Raw genomic sequence first — 19,276 nt, 5'->3', positions numbered from 1 at the left:
AAGGGGCTTGATCGTGATCGAGCAGCCGGCGTACACCGGGTTCGGTTTCTCCGACGAGGAGTGGGGGCTGCTGGTCGGGCTGCCGCAGTCGGTCCTCGCCGCGGCGGCCGCGGCCGAGTCCGACGGCACCCGGCGCACCATGGCCGAGAACGCCGCCGGGCTGGAGACCATCGCGGCGGGCCGCGAGTCGGCCAGCCCGCTGGTGGCCGCGGTCGCCGGCGAGGTCGTCTCCCGGGTGGGCGACCCGGAGATCGGCGCCGAGCTGCCGGTCATCACCCCCGACGACCCGCAGGCGATGATCGACGACGTGCTCGCCCGGGCCGGGCAGGCGTCGGCGCTGCTGGCCGGCAAGATCGACGAGGGGCAGGCCGGCGCGTACCGGCACTGGCTCGTGGAGATCGCCGAGCAGGTGGTGGGCGCCGCGTCCACGGGCGGCATCCTGGGCCTGGGCGGCGACGTGGTGAGCGACTCGGAGCGGCGCTTCCGCGACCGGCTCGCCCACGTGCTCAACGACTGAACGGCCTGTTAACAGAAGATTTCACATCCGTCAATGTCGGATATGTCACGCCCCACGAGTGCCAACTCCCGGCCTCGTGGGGCGTCCTGCTTCATGGAGGGGTGACGAACCAGCGGGGGTTGGCCATGGACACAGAACTGAAGCGGCAGGTCTTCGACACGGAGCAGGTGCCCGCCGCCGAACGCTTCGGGCTGTGGCTGGACATGCTCGCCAGCACGCCCGGCCTCATGCGGGTCCGCACCGAGCACGCCGACAACTTCGTGGCGCGGTCGGAGTTCCTCGACCTGGGTCCGATGCAGCTGGTCCGCCACCGTTACCCCTCGCTGGACGGGGTCCGGACCCGGAAGCTGATCCAGCGCACCGACGCCGACTACTACGTGCTCGCGTTGACGCTCGCCGGCACCGGCATCGCGGACCAGGAGGGGCAGCGCGGGATCTGCCGCCCCGGCGACTTCACCTTCTACGACTGCGCCCGGCCGCAGGAGCTCAGCCACCACGGCGACGACGGCGACCAGCCCCTCAGATCGATCGTGGCCTTCATCCCGTACGAGGCGCTGCCGCTGCCGAACCGCCGGCTCGCCCCGCTGTTCGCCGGGCGGATGTCCGGCACCGACGGGATCGGGGCCCTGCTGGCCGACTACCTCATCCGGCTCACCAACCACCCCGAGCAGTACCATGCGGCGGACGCGGAGCGGCTGGGCGGGGTCGGGCTCGACCTGGTGTCCACCATGCTGGGCCGGCACCTGGTCAGCGAGGACGCGGTACCCACCGAGGTACGGCGACGGGCCCTGCTGGCCCAGGTGCGCTCGCACGTCCGCCAGCACCTCGGCGACGCGGCGCTGACCCCGCAGTCCATCGCCGACGCGCACCACGTCTCGGTCCGGTCGCTGCACCGGCTCTTCGAGGCCGAGGAGACCACGGTGGCGGCGTACATCCGGGACGAGCGGCTGGAGCGGTGCCGGCGCGACCTCGCCGACCCGGCGCTGGCCGACCGGCCGATCCAGCTCGTCGCCGGCCGCTGGGGCTTCCGGGACAAGGCCCACTTCAGCCGGGCGTTCCGGGCCGCGTACGCGGAGACTCCGCAGGCGTACCGGGCGCGTCACCTCGAAGCGGCACGGATCGTCAACACGGCGGCGTCCGCAGTCAACTCCGGCCCGACATACTGAATGCGGGCCGGCAGCCGGGCGACCGGCGCGGCCCACTGGTATCGGGGGGCCGCGGCGAGGCGCCCGCGGCGGTTGGCCGCGGGCGGCCGCCCGGTGGCGACCCCCGGCACGGCCGTCGGCGGCCGACACCGGTTTCCGACCCCGCCGTCGTGGTTCCCCCCCAGGACCGACGGCGGGGCCGGTCAGCCCGCCTCCTCCTCCTCCAGCAGCACCAGGACGGCCTTCTCCGCGGCCTCGCGCGGCATGTCCGGCTCCACCGGCGCCAGCACCCCGTCGTGGTAGAGGTCGACCACCCGCGGGTCCACGTAGGACGTGCGGGCCACCGTGGGGGTGTTGCCGAGCAGCTCGGCGACCGAGCGCATGACCGCCGCCACCGCCCGCCTGCGGGCCGTCGTGGAGCGCTGCGGGCCGACCGTGGCCAGCTCGGTGGCGGCCAGCACCGTGGCGTGCCAGGTGCGGAAGTCCTTGGCGGTCATCTCCCCGCCGCTGGCCTCGCGCAGGTAGTCGTTGACCTCGTCGCTGCGCACGTCCCGCCAGGTCCGGCCGTCCCAGTAGCCGAACAGGCGCTCCTCGGCCCGCCGGCGGCGGCGCAGGTTGGTCAGCACCCGGCACAGCTCCGGGTCCTCGATCCGGCGGACCTGCTCGATACCGCCCTTCGCGGGGAACTCGAAGACCACGCAGCCGCCCCGCGACCGGGCGTGCTCGGGGCGCAGCGTGGAGACGCCGAAGGTGGCGTCCTCGCCGGTGGCGTACTGGTCGTTGCCGACCCGGAACGTGCCCATGTCGAGCAGCCGGGCGACGGTGGCCAGGATCCGCTCCCGCCGCAGGCCGCGCAGCGCGAGGTCGTGCTCGACCCGGTCGCGCAGCACGGGCAGGCGGTGGGCCACCTCCAGCACGTGGTCGAACTTGGCCTCGTCCCGCTTCTCCCGCCACTTCGGGTGGTAGAGATACTGCTTGCGGCCGGCCGCGTCGATCCCGGTGGCCTGGATGTGCCCGTTCCGGTGCGGCGAGATCCACACGTCCTGCCAGGCCGGCGGGATCACGAGGTCGCGCAGCCGGGCCAGCTCTTCCGGGTCGCGCACCGGTTCGCCCTTCGCGTCGACGAAGAGCCAGCCCTTGCCGCGCCGCCGGCGTCCGTACCCCGGCCGGCCCGGATCGCTACGCCGCAATCGCACCGGACACCCGCACCGCCCGTTCCGCCTCGTCCACGGCGGTCACCACCTCGTCGACCTCGATGGCCGCCAACGTCGGGTGCGTTCCTACCCCGCCGGGGCCGGGCCAATCCCGGTCCGTCCCGGCCCGGCCGGCGACGCCGAGCACCCGGTGCCGGGGCCGGTCGGCCGGCGGGCCCCAGTGCGCCGGCGGCACCGGCCCGAAGAGCACCACCGACGCCGTGCCGTAGCCGGTGGCCAGGTGGGCGACCCCGGTGTCCCCGCTGACCACCAGCCGGGCGTCGGCCACCAGGGCGGCCAGCTCGGCCAGGCCGGTGCGGCCGGCGAGCACCGCGTCCGGTGGCAGCCCGGCGTCCCGGGCCACCCCTGCGGTCAGGTCCCGCTCGTCGGTCGAGCCGGTGAGCACCACCCGGTGCCCCCGGTCGGTGAGGATCCGGGCCAGCGCGGCGAAGCGGTCCGCCGGCCAGCGCTTCGCGGGGATCTTGCTGCCGGGGTGCAGCAGGGTGGCCCCGGCCGGGACGGCGGCGGCGGGCGGGCGGCGCAGCGCCAGGTCGCCGGGGTCGGCCGGGAGGCCGTACCAGTGCAGCAGCCGGCACCAGCGGCGCACCTCGTGCTCGTCGTCGTCCCAGGCCGGTCCGGCGACGTGCCCGGCCTCGGCGTTGCGGTAGGCGAGGAGCCGACCGGGCCGGGCGGCGGCGAGCATCCGGTGCGACTGCGGTCCGCGCCCGTGCAGGTTGACGGCCACCTCCGGCGGCGGGTCGGGCCAGGCCGGCCGGTCGGTCAGCCCGGTGGTGGGCAGCACCCGGTCGACCGCCCCGGTCAGCTCGGCCAGCGGCGCCAGCCAGGCCGGCGCGGCCAGCACCAGTTCCCGGCCCGGGAAGCCGGCCCGCAGGCCGCGCAGCACCGGGACGGCGGTGGCCAGGTCGCCGACCCCGAGCGCCCGCAGCACCAGGATCACGGGTACGAGGACTCCTGCTCCGCGCAGACCACCATCTCGCGTACGGCGCAGCCGGCCGGCTGGGAGAGGGCGAACATCACCGCGGCGGCCGTGTCGGCGGGCTCGTTGAGCACGGCGTCCGGGCCGGGGCGGTACTGGGCGTCCCGCTGGTCGAAGAAGGCGGTGCGCATGCCGCCGGGGATGAGCAGGGTGACCCCGACCGCGCCGGCCAGTTCGGCGGCGAGCGCCCGGGTAAAGCCGACCACACCGAACTTCGCCGCGCAGTAGGCGGTCGCGTCGCTGACCGCCTTCACGCCGAGCGTGGAGGCGATGGTGACGATGCTGCCCCGGGACGCCTCCAGGAAGGGCAGCGCGGCCCTGATCACGGCGGCGGTGGCGAGGAGGTCCACGGCGACGATCCGTTCCCAGGTCTCCGCCGGCACGTCGATGAGCTTCCCCGGCACGTCCATCCCGGCCGCCGTGACCACGGCGTCGAGCCCACCGGAACGTTCCGCGAGGTCCCGGGTGGCGGCCTCGGCGGCCCGGGTGTCGGCCAGGTCGCACTCCACCCAGGGCACCCCGTCGGCGGGCCGCTGCCGGTCCAGCACCAGCGGGCGGCCGCCGGCCCGGGCCACCGCGGCGACCACCGCCGCGCCGAGCCCGCTCGACCCGCCGGTGACCAGCACGGTGGGGCCGGCCCCGGGTGGACTGCTGCTCATGCCGCTCCCTCCGCCGTGGACCGGACGATCGCCGGAACCCCGGACGCCGGCCAGCCCGCCGTGCCGCGCCCGGCACGGGCCGCCGCGATCATGTCGGTGGTGGACCGGCCGTCCAGGTACGGCACGACCACCGTGTGCCCGCCCCAGCGGGCCAGGATCTCCGCCTCCGGGAGCGTCTCCGCGCCGCCGCCGCTGGCGTAGTCACCACCCTTGACCCAGATGTCCGGCCGCAGCCAGGACAGCGCCGCGTGCGGGGTGGGCTCGTCGAAGATCAGCACGGCGTCCACGCAGCCCAGCGCGGCGAGCAGGCGCCCCCGGTCGCCCTGCGGCACGACCGGCCGCTCCGGCCCCTTCAGCCCGGCCACGCTGGCGTCGGAGTTCAGGCAGACCACGAGACAGTCGCCGAGCTGCCGGGCCGCCTGGAGGGTGGCCACGTGCCCGGCGTGCAGCAGGTCGAAGCAGCCGCCGGTGGCCACCACGGTGCCGCCCGCCGCGCGTACCCGGGACACCACCTCGCCGGCCGCGGCGGCGCCGATCCGGTCCCCGCCGCCGACGACCACCGCCGGGGCGGCGGTCCGGACCGGGGCGGGCAGCGCGGTGGCCACTCCCCCGCCGGCCACGTACGCGGACGCCTCGGCCACCGCCTCCTGCACCGCCTCGGAGACCAGCGCGCCCCGGGCCAGCGCCAGGGTGGCCGCGGCGGCGAACCGGTCCCCGGCGCCGCAGGTGTCCCCCTCGGCGGCCGGGGCGGGCACCACCAGCGGGGTGGAGCCGGCGTGGCAGAGCAACGCGCCGTCCCCGCCCAGGGTCACCGCCACCGCGCCGGCCTGCCAGCGCCGGCGCAGCGCCTGCGCACCCCGGGAGGCGGTGACCAGCCGGGACGAGCCCGGCGGCGCCTTGGCCAGTTCGCGTGCCTCGGACTCGTTCGGCGTGGCCAGGCTGACGCCGGGCACCGCGGCCGGGCCGCGCGGGTGCGGGTCCCAGACCACCGGCGCCCGGGTCGCGGCGAGCGCGGCGCGCAGTGCCGGGTGCCGGGCGACGCCCCGGCCGTAGTCGCTGACCAGCACGGCGGAGGCCGTGGCGAGCAGGCGCAGCACGGCCTCGCTCGGCTCGCCCGGGTCGCCGGCCGGGCCGCCCCGGTCGTGGCGCAGCAGCACCCGGCCGCGGGCGTGCAGCCGGATCTTCTCCGGGGTGGCCCCGGCCAGCGGCAGCGCGTACAACTGCACGCCGGCGGCGGCGAGCAGGGTGCCCAGGCGGGCACCGCCGGCGTCGTCGGCGACCGCGGTGACCAGCGCGACCTCGGCGCCCTGCGCGGCGGCGAAGACGGCGGCGAGGCCGGCGCCGCCGGGGCGGTCGACGTGCGTGGTCTCCTCGAGCACCGGCACCGGGGAGTCCGGGCAGAGCCGGTTCACCACTCCCTCGACGTCCCGGTCCAGCAGCGTGTCACCGAGCACCACCACGGGTCCCGTCATGCTCGACCTCCTCATCGGGCCTGCACCTTCCCGTCCGGGCCGTCGCCGAGCACCACCTCGACGCCGGCGCGCACCGTGTCGGCCGGCGCCGGTTCGGCCGCGCGGGCGGCGAGCGCCGCCGGCAGCGCCCGGTCGACGTACTCGCAGAGCACGTGGGTCGCGACCAGGTGCAGCTCCTGCACGACCTGGCTGTCCGGCGAGTCGATGGCGAGGGTCTCGTGGCAGGACCCGGCGAGCGGGTTGGGGGCGGGGCCGGTGAAGGCCCAGCAGCGCAGGCCGGTGTCGTGGGCGGCCTGGGCGGCGGTGAGGAGGTTGGTGCTGGTGCCGCTGGTGGACAGGAGCAGGAGGATGTCGTCGGGTCGGCCGTGGGCGCGGACCTGGCGGGCGAAGACCTCGTCGTAGCCGTAGTCGTTGCCGATGGCGGTGAGGGCGGAGGTTTCGGCGTGCAGGGCGATGGCGGAGAGGGGTTCGCGGTCGTCGCGGAGTTTGCCGACGAGTTCGGCGGTGAGGTGCTGGGCCTCGGCGGCGCTGCCGCCGTTGCCGGCCACCAGCAGCCGCCCGCCGGTGGCCAGCCGGTGCGCCAGCTCCCCGCCCCAGCGGGCCAGCAGCTGCTCCGCGTCGCGCAGCGGCAGCAGCGCGGCGGCCAGCCGGGTGAGGTGGTCCTCCAGCACCGTCCCCCCGACGGCCGGTGTGGGCGCCGCCATCAGGCGACCACCCGGGTGGGCCGACGCACGGTGGCCACCTCGGCGTACAGCGCGCCGAGCCGATCGGCCGTGGTGGACCAGGAGTAGCGGGTGCGGGCCCGCTCCAGGGCCGCGGTGGCGTAGGCGAACCGGCGGATCCGGTCGCCGAGCAACGCGCGGATCGCCGCGCCGAGAGCCGCCGGGTCGCGGGCGGGCACGAGGTCGCCGGTCCGGCCGGGCACCACCGTGTCGATCAGCCCGCCGACGGCGGTGCCGATCACGGGTACGCCGCACGCCATCGCCTCCAGCGGGGTGAGCCCGAACGGCTCGTACCAGGGTGCGGCCACCAGCACGTCCGCCGACCGGTACCAGCGGCCCATCTCCTCCCGGGGCACCGCCCCGATCAGCTTCACCCGGTCGGCGATGCCACGGGACCGCGCGAGCGCGCGCAGCCGCAGCGCGTACGGGTCGGTCTCCAGCAGCCCGGCCGGCGGGCCGCCGACCACCACGCACTCGGCGTCCGGCACCAGGGCCGTGGCCCGGATGACGTCCTGGAAGCCCTTGCGCTCGACCAGCCGCCCGACGGTGAGGATCCGGGGCCGGGCGCCGTCCCGCTCGGCGACCGGGCCGAGCGGCGCGAAGGTGGACAGGTTCACCCCCGACGGCACGACGGTCATCCGGGACCGGGGCACGCCCATCCGGACCAGCTCGGCGACCTCGTCCTGGCACTGGGCCACCACCCGGTCGACGGCGCGGCCCAGCCGGCGCTCGTGCGCGACCCGGCCCGGCGGGCTGGTGTCCTGCGCGCCCTGGTGCCGCCGCTTGACCGTGCCGAGCGCGTGGTAGGTCTGCACCACCGGCACTCCGGTGCGCCGCGCGGCGGCCAACCCGGCCAGGCCGCTCATCCAGAAGTGCGCGTGCACCACCTCGGGCTGCCAGTCGCCGCTGCGCCACCGCTCGGCCAGCCACTCCCCGAACGCCGGCATGTACGGCAGCAGGTCGTCCTTCGCCACCGGCTCGGCGGGCCCGGCGGGCACGTGCACCACGTCGTACCCGTCCGGGGTGCGGACCGTCACCGGCAGGTCCACCGCGTCGAGCCGGGTGTACACCCGCACGTCGTGACCGGCGGCCGCGAGCGCGGCGGAGAGCTCCGCGACATGCGTGTTCTGGCCGCCGGCGTCCTCCCCGCCGAGGACGGCGAGCGGGCTGGCGTGTTCCGAGATCATCGCGATGCGCATACTTCCTCCTCCAGCAGCCGGTCCCAGTCGGCGAGGAAACGCTCCAGGCCGTAGCGGTCGCGGGCGGCGGTCCGGGCCGCGGCGCCCGCCCGGCGGGCCGCCGCCGGGTCGTCCAGCAGGCCGCGGGCCGCCTCGACCAGCACGTCGACCCGGGTGGAGAGGGCGCCGGCGGACGGCGGCACCGCCTCCACGGCCTCGGTGGTGGCCAGCGCGACCACCGGCATGCCCATAGTCATGGCCTCGACGAGGCTCAGCCCGAGCGAGGTCCACCGGCACAGGTGCAGGTACGCCCGCCGCTTCGCCAGTTCGCCGTGCATGGCGTGCTGCGGCACGTCGTCGTGGCTGGTCAGCCGGTCCGCCGGCAGGCCCAGGTGGTCGGCGAGCCCGGCCACCTTCATGCCGTAGACGTCCAGCGGGGCCAGCTCGGCGAACCGGGCCAGCAGGTCGGTTCCGGTGACCCGCCAGCGGCGGACCGGCTCGTTGATGACCACGGCGAGCCGGTCCAGCTCGCCGGTCCACTCGACGGCCGGGGCGACCACCCCGTGCTCGACCACGGCGGTGCGGGTGCCGCCGTTGTCCCAGAACAGCTCGTTGAAGTGGGTGACGTGGGTGAGCAGCAGGTCGTCCCGGTCGGCCATGGGATGCCGGCTGTTCGGCACGTCGCCCTTCGGGGTGTTGTGCTCGACGTAGATCGCCGGCACGTCCCGGCCGACCCGACGGCCCAGCCACTCGCAGGCCAGGTCGAACTCCTCGGGCCGCTGGAGCAGCACGACGTCCACGTCGGCGCGGCGCAGCTCCGCCGGGGTCACCTCGACGGCGCTGTCCGGCCAGGGGTAGGTCCGCGCCCGGCCCAGCCCGTACGCGCCCCGGTCCGGGGTGACCGGCACCAGGTAGCGGTGCTTACCGTGCACGAACGACGTGGTCCAGGACCCGTGCACGTGCCACACGAGGATGTTCATCCGACCACCCCGCCGGGGACGGTGACCAGCGGCTCCGGCGCGTCGGCGGGCACCCCGAGCAGCCGCAGGGCCTCCAGCACCCGGCCCGGCTCGACGGCGGAGAGGCAGGGGTGGCCGGGGACCGGGCAGCGCATGGCCCGGGTGTCCCGGCAGGCCGCCCCGGCGTCGCCGAGCCGCACCGTGGGCACCCGGTAGGGTCCCCACTGTCCGAACGGGACGGTCGGGGCGAAGAGGCTCACGACCGGCACGCCGAGCGCCGCCGCCAGGTGGGCGGGCCCGGTGTTGCCGACCACCAGCGCGCCGGCCCGGGCGACCACGGCGGCCAGCTCACCGAGGCCGGTGCGCCCGCCCAGGTCGAGACCGCCCGCGGCGGCCACCTGCGCGGTCAGCTCGCGCTCGTCGGGCCCGCCGGTGACCACCACCCGGTAGCCGGCGGCGCTGAGCACCCGGACGATCCGGGTGGCCAGCTCGAACGGGCAGGCCCGGGTCTCCACCGAGGAGCCCGGGTGCAGCACCACGTAGCCGGGCTCGCCGGCCGCGGGCGCGGGCGGCAGCCGGTCGGCGCGCAGCCGCAGCCCCGGCTCGTCCCCGGCCGGCAGGGCGAAGCCCGCGGCCGCAGCGAGCGACAGCGCCCGCTCCGGTTCGGGCACCCCGACCGGCACCCGGTGTCGCACGTCGAGCAGGGCGCCCGGGTAGTCGTCGCTGATCGCGCTGATCCGCGGTACGCCCGCCATCCGCAGCAGCAGGGCGAGGGGCAGCGCCGACTGGTGGAAGGAGGTGAAGACGACCGCCTCCTCGGCGCGGGCCGCGGCGATCCGGTCGACCAGGGCGCTCATCCGGGCCGGGTCGACCCGCGGGGCCGGGGCGTCGATCCACGGCAGCGGCCACTCGATGATCTCGTCGACGCCGGGCAGCAGCTCCGCCGCGGCCCGGCCGCGTGGCCCGCAGAGCAGCACCACCCGTTCCGCCCCGGCCGCCACCGCGCGGATCCCGGGGCCGGTGACCAGCACGTCGCCGGCCGCGTCGCTGCGCGCCACCAGCACGGTGCCCCGCCGGGGCGCCGGCTCCGGCGCGGCCACCAATCGCATCCGGGCGAGGATGGTGCCCACCGCGTCCGGCAGGTCGGCGGCGACGGTCGGCGCCGCGGCCACCTCGGCGGCCCGGGTGGCCGGGGTGGGGACCAGGATCCCGGCGGCGCCGGCCGCCGCGGCGGCGGCCATGTCGGCGCCGATGTCACCGACCAGCACGCAGCGGGTCGGCGTGGTGCGGAGCGCCCGGGCGGCGGCGTGCACCAGCCCGGGGGCCGGTTTCCGGCAGGCGCAGCGGTCCGGCTCACCGTGCGGGCAGATCTGCCAGGTGTCGAAGGGGCCGAGCAGCTCCTCCACCCGGGCGTTGACCCGGCGCAGGTCGTCGGCCGTGAAGCAGCCCCGGGCCAGGCCGGACTGGTTGCTGACCACCGCGAGGCGCAGCCCCGCCGCGCGCAGCCGGTCCAGCGCCTCCCGGGCGCCGGGCACCGGGCGGACCTTCTCCGGGTCGCCGTTGTACGGCACGTCCTCGATGAGCGTGCCGTCCCGGTCCAGCAGCACCGCGTCGTACAGGCCGGACGGGAACCGGTCAGCACCCGGGTCAACCCGGGCTGACCTGCACTGATCCCGCTCGTGGTCCCGTCGCACGGGCGGCGGGTTCCCGACCCCCCGAGGAGTAAACATCAACTTCGGCGGAGCCGCCTCCGCCGGTGCCGCACGGCCGGTCCGCACCGCGCTTCCCACCGGCCCGGTCCGGCGTTACCCGCCGCCCCTGAGAAGCTAACCCGACCGTCCGTTAGCGGCGACCGGGGCGGGGGTATGGGGTTCCGGTGGCGATTGTGGAGAAAGTGATCGACGCGCCCCCGCAGCAGGTCTTCGACGTGCTCGCCGACGGGTGGACGTACAGCGACTGGGTGGTGGGCACGGTGCACGTCCGGGACGTGGACGACACCTGGCCCCGGGTGGGCAGCCGGCTGCACCACAAGGCCGGCCCGTGGCCGCTCTCGCTCCAGGACACCTCCACCGTGCTGGAGTGCGACGCCCCCCACCGGTTCGTGGTGCGGGCCGGGTTGTGGCCGGCCGGCGAGGCGATCGTGGTGTTCCAGCTGCAACCGCTGGGCGACGGCCGGACGCGGGTCACCATCGGCGAGGACTTCGCCGCCGGGCCGCTGCGCTGGATCCGGAACAAGCTCAACGACCTGGTGCTGCATCAGCGGAACAAGGAGACGTTGAGCCGGCTCTCCGACATCGCCACCCGGCAGAAGGCGGACCAGTGACGCAGCGGGTCGTGATCACCGGGGCGAGCGCGGGTGTCGGCCGTGCGGTCGCCCGGGCGTACGCGGCACGCGGCGCGCGGCTGGCCCTGCTGGCCCGGGGCGCGGCCGGGCTGGCCGCCGCGGAGCGGGACTGCCGCCGGCTCGGCGCCACCGACGTGCGGACCTACCGGGTGGACGTCGCCGACGCGGGTGCGGTGCAGCGGAGCGCCGACGACGTGGTGCACCACTACGACGGGATCGACGTCTGGGTGAACGACGCGATGGTCTCGGTCTTCGCGCCGGCCTGGGAGATCACCGCCGCCGAGTTCCGCCGGGTCACCGAGGTCAACTACCTGGGCACGGTGCACGGCACGCTGGCCGCGCTGCGCCACATGCGCGCCCGCGGCCGCGGGGCGATCGTGCAGGTCGGTTCGGCGCTGGCCTACCGGGGCATCCCGCTGCAGTCGGCGTACTGCGCGAGCAAGCACGCGGTGCAGGGTTTCAACGACTCGCTCCGGGCCGAGCTGCTGCACGACTGCCCCGGGGTGAAGCTGTCGATGGTGCAGCTCCCGGCCGTCAACACCCCCCAGTTCTCCTGGGTACGCACCCGGCTGCCCCGGCATCCGCAGCCGGTGCCGCCGATCTTCGCGCCCGAGGTGGCCGCGCGGGCGGTCGTCTGGGCGGCCGACCGCGGGCCGCGGGAGCTGAACGTGGGCGGCCCGACCTGGCAGGCCCGGCTGGGCAACGTCCTCTTCCCCGGGCTGCTGGACCGGAAGCTGGCCCGGGACGGCTACGACAGCCAGCAAACCGACGAGCCGATCGACCCGGCCGCCTGGCGCGACAACCTGGACCGGCCGGGCGACGACGAGCAGGACCGGGGCGCCGAGGGCGCCTTCGCCGACCGGGCCAGGGGCCACTCCGCGGCACTGTGGGTGAGTACGCACAAGCGCGCGGTGTCCGTGCTGGCGCTCGGCGGGTTGCTGACGGCGGCGGGCGGGCTGACCCGTCGGCTACGGTGACCGCCCGTGCCGGCGGATGCTCCAGAATCCTCCGCCCGGGCGTCTGTGCGGACCGCGCGGAGAGGACTGGCTACCCTCTCAGGTGAACCTGTCGGCCGACCGAGGATGTCCGTGATGATCGAACCCGTGCAGTTGCCCTCCCCGTGGCGCGACGCACGCCTGACCGTCGTCGTTCCGACCTACAACGAGGCGGGCAACCTCCCGCTGCTGGTCGAGCGCCTCCTCGCGCTGCCGCTGCCCGGGTTGAAGGTGCTCGTCGCGGACGACAACTCCCCCGACGGCACCGGCGAGGTCGCCGACAAGCTGGCCATCGAGCACCCGGACCGGGTGCTCGTGGCGCACCGCCCGGGCAAGGAGGGCCTCGGCCGGGCGTACGTGGACGGCATCGGGCGGGCGCTCGACGACGGCGCCGAGTACGTCGCACAGATGGACGCCGACCTGTCGCACCCGCCGGAGGCGCTGCCCGGCATGCTCGGCGCGCTGCTCTCCACCCAGGCCGGCGTGGTCATCGGCTCGCGCTACGTGCCGGGGGGCGAACTGGACGAGAACTGGCCGCTCTACCGGCGCGCCCTCAGCGGCTGGGCCAACCTCTACGTGCACACCCTGCTGCGGGTGCGGATCCGCGACCTCACCGCCGGCTTCAAGATCTGGCGGGCCGACGCGCTGCGCGACATCGGCCTGCAGCGGGTGCAGTCCAACGGCTACAGCTTCCAGGTCGAGATGCACTACCTGGCCACCAAGCTGGGGCACACCATCCTGGAGGTGCCGATCCGCTTCGAGGAGCGCCGCGAGGGTGCCTCGAAGATGACCACCGCCACCAAGATCGAGAGCGCGCTCATGCCGTTCAAGCTGCGGACCCGCCACCGCAACCTGGACACCTGACCCGCGCTCGCCGTTCGCACGGACACCGGCCTCACGCTGCGTCGTTGACGCAGCGTGAGGCTTCCGGCCGCAGAGCAAAGGCGGCGTGGGCGGGGTGCCGGCCGGCGGGCATCGGTCACCAACGGTGACGAGAAGCGAAGCGTGGTCCTGCCGGGTGGCCGGTCACCGGTAGACGGTGCGGTGCGCCGCGCCGATCACGCCCGCGTACAGGTCGCCGGTGAGGGCCCGGTCGCGGGCCAGGGCCGCCCGGGCGGCGTTCGCGCCGGGCGCGCCGTGCACGCCGCCGCCGGGATGCGCCGAGGCGCTGGCCAGGTAGAGCCGGTCCACCGGGGTGTCCGCGCGGCCCAGGCCGGGGATCGGCCGCAGGAACAGCTGCTGGTACGCGGCCGCGGTGCCGCCGCCCAGCGCGCCGCCGACCAGGCTCGGCTCGGCGGCCTCCAGGTCGGCCGGGCCGGCCACGTGCCGCCCCACGATCAGCGAGCGGAAGCCCGGGGCCGCCTCCTCCAGCACCTCCTCCATCCGCTCCACGTGCCCGGCGACCTCCTCGGCGCGCCAGTGCCGGCGGAACGGCAGGTGGGTGTACGACCAGAGCGACTCCGTGCCCGGCGGGGAGTGGCTCGGGTCGGCCACCGACATCTGCCCCACCAGCAGGAACGGGTCCCGGGGCACCTCGCCGCGGGCCAGCTCCCCCGCGTACGCCGTGAGCCCGTTCAGGTCGGCGCCGAGGTGCACCGTGCCGGAACCGGCCACCGCCCGGTTCTTCCACGGCACGGGCGCGGAGAGCGCCCAGTCCACCTTGAGCGTGGAGCCGTCCCAGCGGAAGTGCGCCAGGTCCTCGACCAGCCGGGGCGGGAGTGCCGCCGGGCCGACCAGGTCCAGGTAGAGCGCCGGGGCGGGCACGTCGGCGAGCACCGCCCGCCGGGCCCGCCAGTCGGTGCCGCCGGCGGTGCGCACCCCCATGGCCCGGCCCCGGGCGGTGAGCACCCGGTCGACGCGGGCGCCGTACTCGATCCGGCCGCCCCGCTCGACGAGCCGGGCGACCAGCGCGTCGGTGATCCGCTGCGCGCCGCCGACCGGCACCGGCCAGCCGACCTGCTGGCCGAGCATGGCCAGGAGCCAGCCGTACACCCCGGAGCCGGCCTCCTCGGGCGACAGGTCGGTGTGCAGCGCGCAGCCGGCCAGCAGCGCCGGCCCGCCCTCGCCCGCGAAGAGTTCGTCGCCGAGCTTGCGCACCGGCACCACGAGCCGGCGGCCCAGCCGCAACGCGCCGGAGACCTTGAGCCGGCGCAGCAGGGCCAGGCCACCGCGCACCGGCGGGAAGGGGCTCGTGATGGTGTCGAGCATCGGCTCGGCCACCTGGCACCAGTCGGCGTACGCCTGCCGCCAGCGGTCGCCGTCGCCGGGCGCGAACGTCTCCAGCGAGGCGGCGGTGACGTCGAGGTCACGGTTGACCACGGCCGCGCGGCCGTCCGGCAGCAGGTGGGCCAGCACGTCAGGGGCGTGGGTCCAGGACAGCCCGTGCCGCTCCAGGCCCAGGCCGCGCAGCACCGGCGAGGCGTAGCCGAGCGGGTAGAAGGAGCTGTAGAGGTCGCTGAGGTAGCCGGGGGCGGTCACCTCGGCGGAGCGCACCGCCCCGCCGGGGACCTGCGTGGCCTCCAGCACCAGCACGTCCCAGCCCGCGTCGGCCAGCAGGTTCGCGGCCACCAGCCCGTTGTGCCCGGCGCCGATCACGACGGCGTCCGCGGTCGAAATCATCCGATCCGCCTACCCGGCCGGTTACCGGGCGAAACGCGTTTGCCTCGCCCGGGTCGGGGCATCCACTGCCGCATGTACACGGTTGCGCAGCTCATAGGTGGAGTCTGGGGTGCCGGTGGTGAGGGGGGCGAGCTGGTCGTACACGATCCGGTCGACGGCTCCCCGGTGACCACCGTGCCGGTCGCGACGGCGGACGAGGTGGGCAAGGCGGTCGAGGCGGCCCGGGGCGCGGCGGCCGAGTGGGCGGCGACGGCCCCGGCGGAGCGGGCGGCGGCGCTGCACCGCGCGGCGGACGCGGTCGAGGCCGTCGCCGACGAGCTGGCGCAGGCCACCACGGCCGAGATGGGCAAGCCGCTGGACGACGCGCGCGGTGGCGTGGCGGCGGGCATCGGCACCCTGCGACAGTACGCCGAACTCGGTCCGGTGCGGGGCGGTCGGACGCTGCACGGCGCCCATTCCGCGCTGGACTTCATGGCGCCCGAGCCGCGCGGCGTGGTCGCCGCGATCACCCCCTGGAACGACCCGGTGGCGGTCTCCTGCGGCCTGCTCGGCGCGGCCCTGGTCACCGGCAACGTGGTGCTCTACAAGCCCAGCGAGCGCACCCCGGCGACCGGCTGGCTGCTGGCCCGGGCCCTGGACTCGGCGCTGCCGGCCGGGGTGCTGTCCCTGCTCACCGGCGGCGCCGACGTGGGCGCGGCGCTGGCCGGGCAGGAGGTGGACGTGGTCGCCCACGTGGGCTCGACGGCCACCGGCCGGGCGATCGCCGCCGCGGGCGCCCGCACCGGTGCGAAGGTGCTGCTGGAGAACGGCGGCAGCGACCCGCTCGTGGTGGACGCGGACGTGGACCCCGTGTGGGCGGCCGAGCAGGCCGCGCTGGGTTGCTTCGCCAACGCCGGGCAGATCTGTGTCGCCGTGGAGCGGATCTACGTGCACCGGGACGTGGCCGAGGACTTCGTCGACGCGCTGGTGGAGCGGGCCGAGGCGCTGGTCATGGGCCCGGGCCGGGACCCGGGGACCCAACTCGGGCCGCTGGTGGACCGGCGTCACCGGGACCACGTGCACGGGCAGGTCACCGCGGCGGTGGCCGAGGGCGCACGGCTGCGCACCGGCGGCCTGGTGCCGGACGGTCCGGGCGTGTTCTACCCGGCGACGGTGGTCAGCGACTGCCGGCACGAGATGGCGCTGGTCCGCGAGGAGACCTTCGGACCGGTCGCCCCGGTCGTCGTGGTCGACTCGTACAGCGAGGGGCTGCGCTGCGCGGCCGACTCCCCGTACGGGCTGGCCGCCACGGTGCTGACCGGCTCGATGAGCCACGCCCACCGGGCCTGGCGGGAGCTGCCGGTGGGCACCGTGAAGGTCAACGCGGTGTTCGGGGGCGCGCCGGGCGGTGCCGCGCAGCCGCGCCGCGGCAGCGGCCAGGGCTTCGGGTACGGCCCGGAACTGCTCGACGAGTTCAGCACGGTGAAGGCCGTGCACATCGAGGCGCCGGGCGGCGGACACTGGTGAGCCGCACGACGGGAGCCCGGGACCTGGGCGGTCCCGGGCTCCCGTGTCGTCGCGGGCCGGTCAGCGGCCGCCGCGCGCCTCGCGGGTGGCCTTGTCGTTCGCCTTCTCGATCGCCTTGACCAGCTCCGGCTTGGTCATCCGGGACCGGCCCGGCACGTCGAGCTTCTTCGCCACCTCCATGAGGTGTTCCTTCTTGGCGTTGGCGTCCACCCCGGCGGCCGTGGGAGCCCGCCGGGCCGGGCCGCCGCCGGCCGCCTGCCGGTCGCTGGGGCCCTTGCGCCCCTTCGGCTCCCAGTGGTCGCCGACCTTCTCGAACTCGTGCTTCACGGCGGCGAAGGCGGTGCGGTGCGCCCGCTCCCCCTCGCCGTACGTCTCGACCGCCGAGTCGTGCGTCTTCTCCCAGGTCCGCTGCGCCTTGTCCGGAGAGCGCTTCAGCGTGCTGGGCAGTACCTCGCGCCCGGGCATCTCGTCCTCCTCCGTCTCCGTGGGATCCACTACGAATTCCCGCACCGGTCCGCGGCAAACCGGCCCCGGTTTGTCGGCTTCCCCCACCGGGTACCGCCCGGCCACCTGCCGGAGGTGCGCCCGGCGGCGCGGAGGAGGCGGTCATGACGGCGACGGATGCGGCGGCCGGCGGCCGGCAGCGGGCCCGGATCCCCCGGCGGGTACGCCAGTTGAGCTGGGCCACCTGGCGCGGGGTGCTGGTCCGCTCCGCACGCAACTTCGTCAAGGACAACTGCGCCGACTGGGCCGCCGCGCTCACCTACTACGGGGTGCTGGCGCTCTTCCCCTCGACCATCGTGGTGGTTGCCCTGGTCGGGCTGGTCTCCGACGGGCCGCGCACGGTGGACACCGTGATCGACCTGGCCCGGGAGATCGGCGCCGGCTCGGTGGTCGGCAACGACGCCTTCGTCACGGTGGTACGCAACGTGGTGGAGCAGCAGGGCTCGGCGAAGGTGCTGCTGAGTTTCGGCCTGCTCGGCGCGCTCTGGTCGGCGTCCGGCTTCATCGGCGCGTTCACCCGGGCCTCCAACGCGATCTACGGCGTGGAGGAGGGGCGGCCGTTCTACCGGCTGCGGCCGGTGCAGATCGGGCTCGCCGGGGTGTCGCTGGTGCTGCTCGCCGTGGTGGCCCTGGGGCTGATCGTCAGCGGCCCGGTCACCGACTTCGTGGGTGACCGCCTGCACGCCGGGGGGCTCACCCGTCAGGTGTGGACGGTGGCGAAGTGGCCGCTGCTCGCCCTGGTGGCCATGACCCTGCTGTCGCTGCTGTTCTGGATCGCCCCGAACGTGCGGCAGCCCCGGTTCCGCTGGCTCACCCCGGGCGGCGCGCTGGCCCTGCTCGCCTGGGTGCTCGCCTCGTTCGGCTTCGGCCTCTACGTGGCCAACTTCGGCTCGTACGACGTGACCTACGGCAGCCTCGGCGCGGTCATCGCCTTCCTGGTCTGGCTCTACCTGTCCAACTGCGCGCTCATGCTCGGCGTCCAGGTCAACGCGGAGCTCCAGCGGGGCCGGGTCATGCAGGCCGGTGTCGAGGAGCCGAGCGAGCCCGTCCTGCCGCCCCGCGCCCCGGCCGATTCCTGACCGGCTTCGCCCGGTTCGGGGGGCGATGACCGGACCGGCTGACCGCCGTCGGTTTACCGGCGGCCCCCTCGGGCATGTCTGACGGCATGGAACGAGTCAGCAGCAAGCACTCGCCCAGGGTTGACGACAACATGGCTCAGGACGTCAGCGGCCTGGTCCAAGGACCGGGTGCCGGTGGCTCGCGCGTCGAGGAGTCCCGCCAGCCGGAGCCGGCCGGCGAGGACCAGCCGGAGCCGAAGACCATGACGGCCGGCGCGAGCCGGGGCGGCAACCCGCAGGGAATGAGCATGGACGACGTCGAGGGACGCAGTCGGCTCGGCCGGTTCATCACCATGAGCGCCCTGCCCGGCGACCGCGACACGCTGGTGGCCAACGCACGGGAGAACCAGGCGCCGGCCGACATCGTCGCCGCCCTGGAAGGACTTCCCGAGGGCACCCGTTACCAGACGGTTTCCGAGGTGTGGGCCGCGCTCGGGCACAAGAACGAGACGACGCGCTGGTGAGCGGACCGGCCCGCGGTCCGCGAGCAGCACCGGCGGGACAGGAGGAACACTGATATGAGTGGCGTTATGGAGCACGTGGACGTGGCCGTCCCCGTCCGCACCGCATACGACCAGTGGACGCAGTTCGAGGAGTTTCCGCACTTCATGGAGGGTGTGCAGGAGGTCCGGCAGCTCTCCGACACGATGACCCACTGGACGGTGGAGATCGCCGGCGTGAAGCGCGAGTTCGACGCCGAGATCACCGAGCAGTTGCCCGACGAGCGGGTGGCCTGGCGCTCCACCGGGGGCACCCAGCAGGCCGGTGTGGTGACCTTCCACCGCCTGGACGAGGGCAACACCCGGGTCACGCTGCAGATGGAGTTCGAGCCGCAGGGCGCGGTCGAGAAGGCCGGCGACAAGCTGGGCGTGGTCGACCGCCGGGCCAAGGGCGACCTGGCGCGGTTCAAGCAGTTCATCGAGCGGCGCGGTCAGGAGACGGGCGCCTGGCGCGGCACGGTCGACCGGCCGACCCCCTGATCGTCCCCCGAACACGGACCCCGATGGCCGCCGGAGCACCGGCGGCCATCGCCGTGTCCGAGGTCGTTTGCGATCATCGGGCCCGGGTACCGCAGGGGAATGACCGACAACGACAGTCACGTGTGGCGCGACGAGGAACGCACTCCCCTGCACGAGCTGGACCGGGCGATCGCCCGGTCGACCCTCGACGGGCAGGCGGACGACGCCACGGGCAACGACGCCGGCGAGGAGGCGGCGTTCGGCCACGGCCCGGAGGCGGTGGACCGGGGCGCCGGCCCGGAGGCCGAGCGGCGGGAGATGACCGACGCCGACCGGGCGTACCGGCCGTCGACCACCGGCCGGACCGGCCCGGACAACATGTGAGCTCG

The 19,276-nt window shown here is 75.6% G+C and carries 20 protein-coding genes; 10 read left to right on the top strand and 10 right to left on the bottom strand.

Going from position 1 to position 19,276, the window contains the following annotated elements; translation table 11 throughout:
• Positions 1 to 13 precede the first annotated feature (13 nt).
• Positions 14 to 517: a hypothetical protein gene (locus GA0070214_RS16035; RefSeq protein ID WP_091264019.1), complete on the top strand. Its 504-nt coding sequence runs from the start codon at positions 14 to 16 to the stop codon at positions 515 to 517.
• Positions 518 to 642: 125 nt separating this feature from the next.
• Positions 643 to 1,683 carry a helix-turn-helix domain-containing protein gene (locus tag GA0070214_RS32815; RefSeq protein WP_091263570.1) on the top strand — a complete coding sequence of 347 codons (1,041 nt, stop codon included), beginning with the start codon at positions 643 to 645 and terminating at the stop codon, positions 1,681 to 1,683.
• Positions 1,684 to 1,865: 182 nt separating this feature from the next.
• On the opposite strand, the gene GA0070214_RS16025 is transcribed toward GA0070214_RS32815, so the two are convergent.
• The 8 genes from GA0070214_RS16025 to GA0070214_RS15990 are packed head-to-tail and all read right to left on the bottom strand — an operon-like array spanning position 1,866 to position 10,572.
• Positions 1,866 to 2,858, bottom strand: coding sequence for a DNA topoisomerase IB (locus GA0070214_RS16025; protein WP_091263569.1), 993 nt, complete (start codon positions 2,856 to 2,858; stop codon positions 1,866 to 1,868).
• Positions 2,842 to 3,813: a glycosyltransferase family 9 protein gene (locus GA0070214_RS16020; protein ID WP_091263567.1), complete on the bottom strand. Its 972-nt coding sequence runs from the start codon at positions 3,811 to 3,813 to the stop codon at positions 2,842 to 2,844. Before GA0070214_RS16020 ends, GA0070214_RS16025 begins: the two co-directional genes overlap by 17 nt.
• Positions 3,810 to 4,511 carry an SDR family oxidoreductase gene (locus GA0070214_RS16015; protein ID WP_091263565.1) on the bottom strand — a complete coding sequence of 234 codons (702 nt, stop codon included), beginning with the start codon at positions 4,509 to 4,511 and terminating at the stop codon, positions 3,810 to 3,812. Before GA0070214_RS16015 ends, GA0070214_RS16020 begins: the two co-directional genes overlap by 4 nt.
• Complete coding sequence (locus GA0070214_RS16010; RefSeq protein ID WP_091263563.1) at positions 4,508 to 5,983, bottom strand: PfkB family carbohydrate kinase; 1,476 nt, start codon at positions 5,981 to 5,983, stop codon at positions 4,508 to 4,510. The genes GA0070214_RS16015 and GA0070214_RS16010 overlap by 4 nt, the downstream gene beginning before the upstream one ends.
• An 11-nt stretch (positions 5,984 to 5,994) precedes the next feature.
• Entirely contained in the window at positions 5,995 to 6,687 is a 693-nt protein-coding gene (locus GA0070214_RS16005) for a D-sedoheptulose-7-phosphate isomerase (protein ID WP_091263561.1), read from the bottom strand.
• Complete coding sequence (locus GA0070214_RS16000) at positions 6,687 to 7,904, bottom strand: glycosyltransferase (protein WP_091263560.1); 1,218 nt, start codon at positions 7,902 to 7,904, stop codon at positions 6,687 to 6,689. The genes GA0070214_RS16005 and GA0070214_RS16000 overlap by 1 nt, the downstream gene beginning before the upstream one ends.
• Complete coding sequence (locus GA0070214_RS15995) at positions 7,889 to 8,863, bottom strand: glycosyltransferase (protein WP_091263558.1); 975 nt, start codon at positions 8,861 to 8,863, stop codon at positions 7,889 to 7,891. The genes GA0070214_RS16000 and GA0070214_RS15995 overlap by 16 nt, the downstream gene beginning before the upstream one ends.
• A complete protein-coding gene (locus GA0070214_RS15990; protein WP_167364279.1) occupies positions 8,860 to 10,572 on the bottom strand; it encodes an HAD-IIIA family hydrolase in 1,713 nt (570 codons plus the stop codon). The genes GA0070214_RS15995 and GA0070214_RS15990 overlap by 4 nt, the downstream gene beginning before the upstream one ends.
• A 146-nt stretch (positions 10,573 to 10,718) precedes the next feature.
• Between GA0070214_RS15990 and GA0070214_RS15985 the strand changes: the two genes are divergently transcribed.
• The 3 genes from GA0070214_RS15985 (at position 10,719) to GA0070214_RS15975 (ending at position 13,045) form a co-directional block, all read left to right on the top strand.
• Positions 10,719 to 11,165, top strand: coding sequence for an SRPBCC family protein (locus tag GA0070214_RS15985; protein WP_091263555.1), 447 nt, complete (start codon positions 10,719 to 10,721; stop codon positions 11,163 to 11,165).
• Complete coding sequence (locus GA0070214_RS15980) at positions 11,162 to 12,163, top strand: SDR family oxidoreductase (protein WP_091263553.1); 1,002 nt, start codon at positions 11,162 to 11,164, stop codon at positions 12,161 to 12,163. Before GA0070214_RS15985 ends, GA0070214_RS15980 begins: the two co-directional genes overlap by 4 nt.
• Positions 12,164 to 12,277: 114 nt before the next feature.
• Positions 12,278 to 13,045 carry a polyprenol monophosphomannose synthase gene (locus tag GA0070214_RS15975; RefSeq protein WP_091263550.1) on the top strand — a complete coding sequence of 256 codons (768 nt, stop codon included), beginning with the start codon at positions 12,278 to 12,280 and terminating at the stop codon, positions 13,043 to 13,045.
• A gap of 162 nt (positions 13,046 to 13,207) precedes the next feature.
• Here the strand turns inward: GA0070214_RS15975 and GA0070214_RS15970 are convergent, their stop codons facing one another.
• Positions 13,208 to 14,800, bottom strand: a complete 1,593-nt coding sequence (locus tag GA0070214_RS15970; protein WP_091263548.1) for a phytoene desaturase family protein — start codon at positions 14,798 to 14,800, stop codon at positions 13,208 to 13,210.
• A gap of 72 nt (positions 14,801 to 14,872) precedes the next feature.
• On the opposite strand from GA0070214_RS15970, the gene GA0070214_RS15965 reads away from it, so the two are divergent.
• Entirely contained in the window at positions 14,873 to 16,306 is a 1,434-nt protein-coding gene (locus GA0070214_RS15965; protein ID WP_091263546.1) for an aldehyde dehydrogenase family protein, read from the top strand.
• A 60-nt stretch (positions 16,307 to 16,366) separates the two neighbouring features.
• Here the strand turns inward: GA0070214_RS15965 and GA0070214_RS15960 are convergent, their stop codons facing one another.
• Complete coding sequence (locus GA0070214_RS15960) at positions 16,367 to 16,771, bottom strand: ChaB family protein (RefSeq protein ID WP_091264016.1); 405 nt, start codon at positions 16,769 to 16,771, stop codon at positions 16,367 to 16,369.
• A 143-nt stretch (positions 16,772 to 16,914) separates the two neighbouring features.
• Here GA0070214_RS15960 and GA0070214_RS15955 point away from each other — a divergent pair, with 143 nt between their 5' ends.
• From GA0070214_RS15955 to GA0070214_RS15940, 4 genes are all read left to right on the top strand, one after another.
• Entirely contained in the window at positions 16,915 to 17,889 is a 975-nt protein-coding gene (locus GA0070214_RS15955; RefSeq protein ID WP_091263544.1) for a YihY/virulence factor BrkB family protein, read from the top strand.
• Positions 17,890 to 17,975: 86 nt separating this feature from the next.
• The gene (locus GA0070214_RS15950) at positions 17,976 to 18,392 is read left to right on the top strand and encodes a DUF2795 domain-containing protein (RefSeq protein ID WP_091264014.1); all 417 of its coding nucleotides are present in this window, start codon (positions 17,976 to 17,978) and stop codon (positions 18,390 to 18,392) included.
• A gap of 54 nt (positions 18,393 to 18,446) precedes the next feature.
• Positions 18,447 to 18,908 carry an SRPBCC family protein gene (locus tag GA0070214_RS15945; protein ID WP_091263542.1) on the top strand — a complete coding sequence of 154 codons (462 nt, stop codon included), beginning with the start codon at positions 18,447 to 18,449 and terminating at the stop codon, positions 18,906 to 18,908.
• A gap of 99 nt (positions 18,909 to 19,007) precedes the next feature.
• The gene (locus GA0070214_RS15940; protein ID WP_091263540.1) at positions 19,008 to 19,271 is read left to right on the top strand and encodes a hypothetical protein; all 264 of its coding nucleotides are present in this window, start codon (positions 19,008 to 19,010) and stop codon (positions 19,269 to 19,271) included.
• The last annotated feature ends 5 nt before the right edge of the window (positions 19,272 to 19,276 follow it).

This window comes from Micromonospora chaiyaphumensis (assembly GCF_900091435.1).
GTDB lineage: Bacteria > Actinomycetota > Actinomycetes > Mycobacteriales > Micromonosporaceae > Micromonospora > Micromonospora chaiyaphumensis.
Note: the sequence above shows the minus strand (reverse complement) of the source record. Positions and strands in the feature narration are given on the sequence as shown.

Excerpts from the sequence above, each read along its gene's own strand:
- GA0070214_RS32815 (WP_091263570.1), top strand. The coding sequence starts at position 643 with ATGGACACAGAACTGAAGCGGCAGGTCTTCGACACGGAGCAGGTGCCC.
- GA0070214_RS16015 (WP_091263565.1), bottom strand. The coding sequence starts at position 4,511 with ATGAGCAGCAGTCCACCCGGGGCCGGCCCCACCGTGCTGGTCACCGGC.
- GA0070214_RS16010 (WP_091263563.1), bottom strand. The coding sequence starts at position 5,983 with ATGACGGGACCCGTGGTGGTGCTCGGTGACACGCTGCTGGACCGGGAC.
- GA0070214_RS16005 (WP_091263561.1), bottom strand. The coding sequence starts at position 6,687 with ATGGCGGCGCCCACACCGGCCGTCGGGGGGACGGTGCTGGAGGACCAC.
- GA0070214_RS16000 (WP_091263560.1), bottom strand. The coding sequence starts at position 7,904 with ATGCGCATCGCGATGATCTCGGAACACGCCAGCCCGCTCGCCGTCCTC.
- GA0070214_RS15995 (WP_091263558.1), bottom strand. The coding sequence starts at position 8,863 with ATGAACATCCTCGTGTGGCACGTGCACGGGTCCTGGACCACGTCGTTC.
- GA0070214_RS15990 (WP_167364279.1), bottom strand. The coding sequence starts at position 10,572 with ATGTTTACTCCTCGGGGGGTCGGGAACCCGCCGCCCGTGCGACGGGAC.
- GA0070214_RS15975 (WP_091263550.1), top strand. The coding sequence starts at position 12,278 with ATGATCGAACCCGTGCAGTTGCCCTCCCCGTGGCGCGACGCACGCCTG.
- GA0070214_RS15970 (WP_091263548.1), bottom strand. The coding sequence starts at position 14,800 with ATGATTTCGACCGCGGACGCCGTCGTGATCGGCGCCGGGCACAACGGG.
- GA0070214_RS15965 (WP_091263546.1), top strand. The coding sequence starts at position 14,873 with ATGTACACGGTTGCGCAGCTCATAGGTGGAGTCTGGGGTGCCGGTGGT.
- GA0070214_RS15960 (WP_091264016.1), bottom strand. The coding sequence starts at position 16,771 with ATGCCCGGGCGCGAGGTACTGCCCAGCACGCTGAAGCGCTCTCCGGAC.
- GA0070214_RS15955 (WP_091263544.1), top strand. The coding sequence starts at position 16,915 with ATGACGGCGACGGATGCGGCGGCCGGCGGCCGGCAGCGGGCCCGGATC.
- GA0070214_RS15950 (WP_091264014.1), top strand. The coding sequence starts at position 17,976 with ATGGAACGAGTCAGCAGCAAGCACTCGCCCAGGGTTGACGACAACATG.
- GA0070214_RS15945 (WP_091263542.1), top strand. The coding sequence starts at position 18,447 with ATGAGTGGCGTTATGGAGCACGTGGACGTGGCCGTCCCCGTCCGCACC.
- GA0070214_RS15940 (WP_091263540.1), top strand. The coding sequence starts at position 19,008 with ATGACCGACAACGACAGTCACGTGTGGCGCGACGAGGAACGCACTCCC.